Below are 6,746 nucleotides of genomic sequence, written 5' to 3'. Positions count from 1 at the left end.
TTCAAACTCGTTTCTGAACTCCTGAAGTTCTTCTTCTACTTTTTCCCAAACTTGATTTTTATTTTCCCAATCGAAACCTACTCCTCTGGCTTTCTCCTGGATTCTTGATGCTTTAATTAAGGCGGGGAGAGATGAAGGGACGCCACCTAAAACAGATTTATTCCCTTCTTTTAATTTAATTTTTTCCCAATTCTGTTTTACAGCTTCTTCCGTTTCAGCCTTAGTGTCACCATAAATATGCGGATGCCTGTTAATCAACTTTTCACATACGCTGTTTAGAACATCAGTAATATTAAAATCGTTAGTTTCCGAAGCTATCTTGGAATAGAAGACAAGGTGCAGCATAATATCCCCCAATTCCTTTTTAATTTCCTGCATATCTTTTTCTACTATGGCATCAGATAATTCGTAGGTTTCCTCAATAGTTAAATGTCTTAAAGACTCTAACGTTTGTTTTTTATCCCACGGACATTTCAATCTTAGATCGTCCATGATGGCTAAAAGCCTGTTAAAAGCATCAGCAGGATTAATCGATGTATCAAAAACATTCATAAAGTAAAGTTAAGGATTTAGTTTTCGGGGAAGCGTACCAATTTTATTTCTGCCAAACCTTTGCTAATCATCTTCCAGTTATCGACGGGAAATTCCAGCAGTGCAATCCCGGCAGGAGGGAGACTTATGTAATTTTCGTCCAGGAAATAATTGATCAAATCTGAAATGCCGTTGTTGTGGCCAATTAGTATTACCTTGTCGTATTTATTATCCAGTTTTGTTAAAGCGTTAAATAACGTTTTATAAGAAGCTTCATAGATGGCCTTATCAAAAAACACAAAATCTTCTGCAACATTAAGATAATGATTAATAACTAAAAAGGTATTTTTTGTACGGTTTGCCGGACTACATAGGATATGATCTGGTATAATTTCGTTGTTTTTCAGGAACAGACCAAGGTTATTAGCTTCTTCAATACCTTCTTTTTTTAGAGGTCTTTCAAAATCGGACCGGATATCCTTTGGCCAGGCAGCCGATGCATGCCTGATAATCAATAATTGCTTAGACATCTTTTAAAATATCTTTTGTTTTTGAAATAATGATTTCAGGTTCGAGCCAGTTTAAACACGCCAACTCGGCTCTGAAACATGGTTTGTTGCCATAAATAGAACATGGTCTGCATTCTAACTCTATTTGTGCACAATTATTTTCGTCTTGACCAAATCCTAAAAAGCCTGCATAAGGATGAGTTGAACCCCAAACCGAAACAACTTTTATGCCTTTTAAAGAAGCCATATGCATTCCCGAAGAATCCATGCTTATCATGACATCCAGGTTAGAAATTAGTTTTAATTCTTCTGGGATATTAAATTCGCCAATGGTAGATACAACATTTTGATATTTACTTTGCCATGCCTCTGCTATCGATTTTTCTTCGTTCCCACCACCAAAAATAAAGATTTTACAGTCAGATAAGTGTTGTATTACAGTTTCCATCTTATTTAATGGATAAATTTTCTGCAAATGCTGAGCAAAGGGAGAAATACCAACCCAGGCTGTTTGTTTTTCTCCGGTTAGATTAACGATCTCCCTGGTAAGAGTTTCTCTTTGTAGCTTTAAAATATTTTCAATTGCGGTATTGAGTCCAAGTTTTTCAAATACCTCTGCATAACGCTTCCAAGTCGGTTTTAGGCGGGAAAGTATTTTGTTTTCTTTTCTTGTTAGTAATTTCTTTTCTACTCTTCCTTTATCTAAAGAAACCACTGTAACACCAGATATTTTAAAAAATAAAGAAATTATTCTGGAGCGTAGATTGTAATGCAGGTCTGCAACAGCCGTGAATTTTTCTTTTTTTAATTTCTTATAGAGGTTGTACAAACCTTTAATGCCTTTATGTTCTTTCGGATTGAAAGGAAAAACCTCGGTGTTAGGAATGTCATCCAGAAAAGCACTAAATAACGGTCTAGTTAAAAATACGAAAGAGCATTCTGGATTTTGAGCAGCAATTTGTTTAAGTACGGGCGCTGTCATTGCCACATCGCCCATAGCAGAAAGTCTTATTATAAGGATTTTCTGTCCTTTTCCCATTTAAGCTTTGGTGTTGTATAGAATCGGATTTAAACTTGGATCGTTGTACATCTTAAGCTGCTTGTAAACTTTCATGTACTTATCGCCATTTTCGATATCTGTCAATAAATCGTCTATTGCAGAAGATAGATCTGTTTTCTGTTGCAAAAGAATATCCAATTTCTTTTGGCAATTCTGCCGATGTTCTTCAGAAGCACTTTGTCTGTTTGCCTCTTCACTCATGTGATAGATTTTCAGTGCCAGAATAGAGAGCCTGTCTATAGCCCATGCAGGGCTTTCAGAATTGATTTTTGCTGTTGATTTAGGTTTGATGTCCTGATATTTTTCTAAAAAATAACTATCTATAAACTCTACCAAATCTGTTCTGTCCTGATTAGAAGCATCTATTCTTCTTTTCCATTTCAGCGCTTCTACCGGATCTATCTCAGGATTTCGTACTACGTCTTCCATATGCCATTGCATAGTATCTATCCAGTTCTTTCTATATAAAAGATTCTCTATGGTCTGAGGAGCATATGGGTTAGAAAAATGCTGGTCTATTTCATCTGCTTTATGATAATCTATAACCGCTTGTTCGAATATTTGATTACAAAGATTGCTAAACATAATTTTAATTTGCTGAGATTGACTCGTTAATTTTGCTAAAATAATACTAATTACTAGTAAGTTAATTATTGCTTTTGTTTTCTGTTACCGAAAAAAGAAGAAATATGATCTAAATCAAAGCAGTTTAAACACATTTCTTTTGTTAATCCGCCCTTTCTGGCTACGTATATTCCGTAATGCATATCAAGAAATCCTTCATTTCTGTGTGCATCCGGATTAACAGATAATATAACGCCTCTTTCCAATGCATATTGATGCCAGCGCCAATCTAAATCAAGTCTTAATGGATTGGCATTAATTTCTATCACTACTCCATTTAAAGCACAGGCATCTATTACCTTTTTATAATCTATCGGGTAACCTCCACGGCTTAGCAGTAAGCGACCTGTGGGGTGACCTAAAATAGTTGTATAAGGATTTTCAATAGCTTTTATTAATCTTTCGGTAGCACGCTCCTGATCCATTTTCAGGTTAGAATGAACAGAAGCGACTACAAAGTCAAACTTTGCTAATATTTCTTCTGGATAGTCGAGACTTCCATCTCCTAAAATATCAGATTCAATGCCTTTAAATATTTTAAATGGAGCTAATTTTACATTTATAGCATCAATTTCTTCATGTTGCTGTAAAACCCTTTCAATATTTAAACCGTTAGCATATACTGCAGTTTTAGAGTGATCGCAAATACCTAAATATTCCAGTTTGAGCGTGTTTTTGCAGTATAAAGCCATCTCTTCAAGAGTATGTACGCCGTCACTCCAGGTACTGTGATTGTGTAAAGTGCCTTTTAAATCTCCGAAATCTATTAATTGAGGTAATTGATGATTTTTTGCCCAGGCTATTTCTTGTCCACCTTCTCTAAGTTCTGGTTCTATAAAATCTAATCCTGCCGACTGATAAAGCGCATTTTCTGATTCGAATTGATTACCGCTTAATAATTTTTTCACTTCTTCCACATGTTCCGCAGAACCAGTGGTTTCGAATAATTTGAAAGCATGATTATCAGGCAAACAAAAATGAATAGCTATGTTAATACCATTCTCATCTTTCAACGTGATTTTTTCCGGCTCATTGTTAATTTCCTGTTCAAAGCTATGTTGAATTGTAATTTTAGCTTCTTCTGGTTTTAGACTAATCACCAGGAAGCTCAATTCATCAATAATTTCGCATTTTCTTCTAAATTCACCAGTAATTTCTACCGAAGAAGATAAATCAACTTCCTTAATGACACTGCTTAAAGAATCCCGATAGCTATAAGCCGCTGTTTCGATAGCAGCGTATAAAAATCTGCCTTTGCTGGCCATTTTAAACTCTATAGCTTTCTTAATCGCTACCTGCGTTTTTAAACCAAAGCCCTTAGCTTCTATTAAGCGGTTTTCGTTACAGGCGTAATAGAGTTCCCCGATATTTTCTATTCCCAGATTCTTCCAGATGATAGCTATCTTTTTAGGGCCAACACCTTTTATTCCCAGCATATCCAGCACACCGCCAGGAGTAGCAGCTATTAAAGAATTTAATTCTTCTATACTTCCATGCTCAAGCAGTTCCCATATTTTAGAAGCAGTACTTTTTCCTATGCCATCTATAGTTTCTAGCTCGGCTAAGCTTTTGTCTTTCAGTTTAAAGGGTAATTTGTCTACTTTAAAGGATGCATTAGCAACAGATCTTATTTTGAATGGATTTTCTTCATGAAGTTCCATTAACTGAGAGAGCAACTTTAAAGCTCTAGAAATTTCTTTGTTTTCCATTTGTCGGATATGAGAATACTAAGTTAGAGATAAAGCTAAAATTACAGGCATTTAGAGTGTCTTGAGTTAAATAAAAACTCCCTTTATCTCAATTTGAGACAAAGGGAGCTCCTGATTGAAATATCCTATTCAAAATTTAAGGTGTAAGGCATTAATGCCTGAACACCTTTCATATTTAAAGTCTCGTTTAACTTTTTATAATATTTGTAACTTTCGCCAAGCTCTTTTTCAAGGAAGTAAGTTTTTACCTTATCGCCAGATTTGTCAAGAATACTCAAAAGACCATCTTTTTTCTCTGGATAATTAATAATTCTGTAATCATCTTCTATTTTTGCTTTTTTAGCAGCAGATTTTATAGCATCTTCAATATGGCCAATTCTGTCTACTAAACCTAGTTCTATAGCCTGTTTACCTGTCCAAACCCTTCCTTGTCCAATACTATCTACGTAGGTCTGAGAGATTTTTCTTCCTTCTGCCACTCTTTTAGTGAAATCAAAATAAATTTTATTGACCTCTTGCTGTAAAAGATTTTTTTCTGCCGCAGTAAGTGGTCTGGTAACCTGTCCCAAATCTGCAAATTCACCTGTTTTTACACCATCAAAGGTGATTCCTAATTTGTTATTTAAAAAAGGTTTGAGATTTGGAAGCATTGCAAATACTCCAATAGACCCTGTAATAGTGTTTGGTTCTGCAAATATCGAGTCGGCAGCACATGAAATATAATAACCGCCCGAAGCAGCATAATCACCCATAGAAACAATTACAGGTTTCTCTTTTTTAGCTAATACTGTTTCTCTCCAAATTACATCAGAGGCCAGGGCACTCCCTCCGGGGCTGTTCACTCTAAGAACAATGGCTTTAATTTTATCGTCTAATCTTGCTTTTCTGATCGCCCTTGAAATACCTTCAGAACCAATTGTTTTTTCATCGCCTTCACCGCCGTTTATTTCTCCGTTAGCATAAATAACTGCAATCCTGTTAGAACCCGTACTTTCGGATTTTACCGAACTTGCATAATCTGATAGAGAAATAGTATTCAGGTTTTTCTTTTTGTCAATTCCAGTTTTTGATTTTAACTCATCCAGAACCTCGTCCTTATACTTTAATGCATCAACCAATTTATATTTTAATGCATCTTCTGCAGACCTTACTTTAAGTTGGTTAGCTATGGCCACTACAGAATCTTTGGCTAATCTGCGTTCCCTGGCAATTTTTTGAGTAAAGTCTTCGAATACCGAATTCAGGATACTGGTCATCTGTAACCTATTGGCATCACTCATTTTGTCTAAAATAAAAGGCTCCACAGCACTTTTAAAAGTACCTACTTTAATAACCTGAGGTTCTATTTCCAATTTTTCAAGAGCACCTTTAAAAAACATGGTGTTACTGCTAAGGCCTTTTAATTCCAGGTATCCAACGGGATTAAGATAAACTTTAGAAGCGGCAGAAACTAAATAGTAAGATTTCTGAGTGAATACTTCACTATATGCCACAATAAATTTTCCCGATTTTTTAAAGTTTAATAATTCATCTCTAATTTCTTCTACAGTTGCCATTCCGGCCTGAACGGCAGAAGCGTCTAAATAAATACCTTGTATTTTATCGTCTTGTTTAGCATGTCGGATGCTCTTTAATATATCATTTAATCCAAGAGTTTTCTCTTTTTTTAACGGTCCTATCTCTAAATCTTCCAAAGGGTTTGATGCCGATCGTTCTAAGATAGGATAGTTAAGGTTGAGGTGAAGTATAGTGTTTTCTTTTATTTCTACCGCAGTATTAGAACTGCTAATTAAACCAGCAGTAATAATCGAAACTAAAATTAAGAATAAGGTTATAGACAGGAAAACTCCTACCATTGATGCGAAAACAAATTTAAAGAATTGTTTCATCTGAATTAATTAGCGTTTTTTTAATTTTGTGTATTGCAAATATAACTTTAGATATTCATTACTAATAATTGTTACAGAATTAATGTTCACGACTTATTTAAGTATTGGAGGGAATTTAGGAGACAGATTGTCTAATTTAAAAAAATGTGTTGAACTGATTGCAGAAAATATTGGAGTTATAAAAGCAAAATCGGCTGTTTACGAAACCAAAGCCTGGGGTAATGAAAGCCAGCCGGATTTTTTTAATATGGCAATTTCGGTAGAGACGGTACTAGACCCGTATGAATTACTGGAGCAAATACATAATATAGAGTTAAAGCTGGGAAGGAGTAGACTACAACATTGGGGTGAAAGAACAATCGATATTGATATACTTTTTTACGATAAAATAGTTGTTAAAACAGATAAGTTAACCATTCCGCAC

General features: G+C 35.0%; 7 protein-coding genes. 1 reads left to right on the top strand and 6 read right to left on the bottom strand.

What is annotated here, in order from left to right; translation table 11 throughout:
- From mazG to sppA, 6 genes are all read right to left on the bottom strand, one after another.
- Positions 1-552, bottom strand: a 552-nt coding sequence (gene mazG / locus ABWO41_RS13970; RefSeq protein WP_353139215.1) for a nucleoside triphosphate pyrophosphohydrolase, incomplete at its 3' end; no start/stop codon positions are given.
- 17 nt (positions 553-569) lie between these two features.
- Positions 570-1,061: a SixA phosphatase family protein gene (locus ABWO41_RS13965; RefSeq protein ID WP_353139212.1), complete on the bottom strand. Its 492-nt coding sequence runs from the start codon at positions 1,059-1,061 to the stop codon at positions 570-572.
- Positions 1,054-2,079, bottom strand: coding sequence for a glycosyltransferase family 9 protein (locus ABWO41_RS13960; RefSeq protein WP_353139209.1), 1,026 nt, complete (start codon positions 2,077-2,079; stop codon positions 1,054-1,056). The genes ABWO41_RS13965 and ABWO41_RS13960 overlap by 8 nt, the downstream gene beginning before the upstream one ends.
- Positions 2,080-2,685, bottom strand: a complete 606-nt coding sequence (locus ABWO41_RS13955; RefSeq protein ID WP_353139206.1) for a DUF4254 domain-containing protein — start codon at positions 2,683-2,685, stop codon at positions 2,080-2,082.
- 65 nt (positions 2,686-2,750) lie between these two features.
- Positions 2,751-4,433: a helix-hairpin-helix domain-containing protein gene (locus ABWO41_RS13950; RefSeq protein WP_353139203.1), complete on the bottom strand. Its 1,683-nt coding sequence runs from the start codon at positions 4,431-4,433 to the stop codon at positions 2,751-2,753.
- Positions 4,434-4,558: 125 nt separating this feature from the next.
- Positions 4,559-6,322, bottom strand: coding sequence for a signal peptide peptidase SppA (sppA, locus tag ABWO41_RS13945; protein ID WP_353139200.1), 1,764 nt, complete (start codon positions 6,320-6,322; stop codon positions 4,559-4,561).
- An 82-nt stretch (positions 6,323-6,404) separates the two neighbouring features.
- Between sppA and folK the strand changes: the two genes are divergently transcribed.
- Positions 6,405-6,746, top strand: a 342-nt coding sequence (gene folK / locus ABWO41_RS13940) for a 2-amino-4-hydroxy-6-hydroxymethyldihydropteridine diphosphokinase (RefSeq protein ID WP_353139197.1), incomplete at its 3' end; no start/stop codon positions are given.

The sequence above is a fragment of the Pseudopedobacter sp. genome, from assembly GCF_040392825.1.
Lineage (GTDB): Bacteria > Bacteroidota > Bacteroidia > Sphingobacteriales > Sphingobacteriaceae > Pseudopedobacter.
Note: the sequence above shows the minus strand (reverse complement) of the source record. Positions and strands in the feature narration are given on the sequence as shown.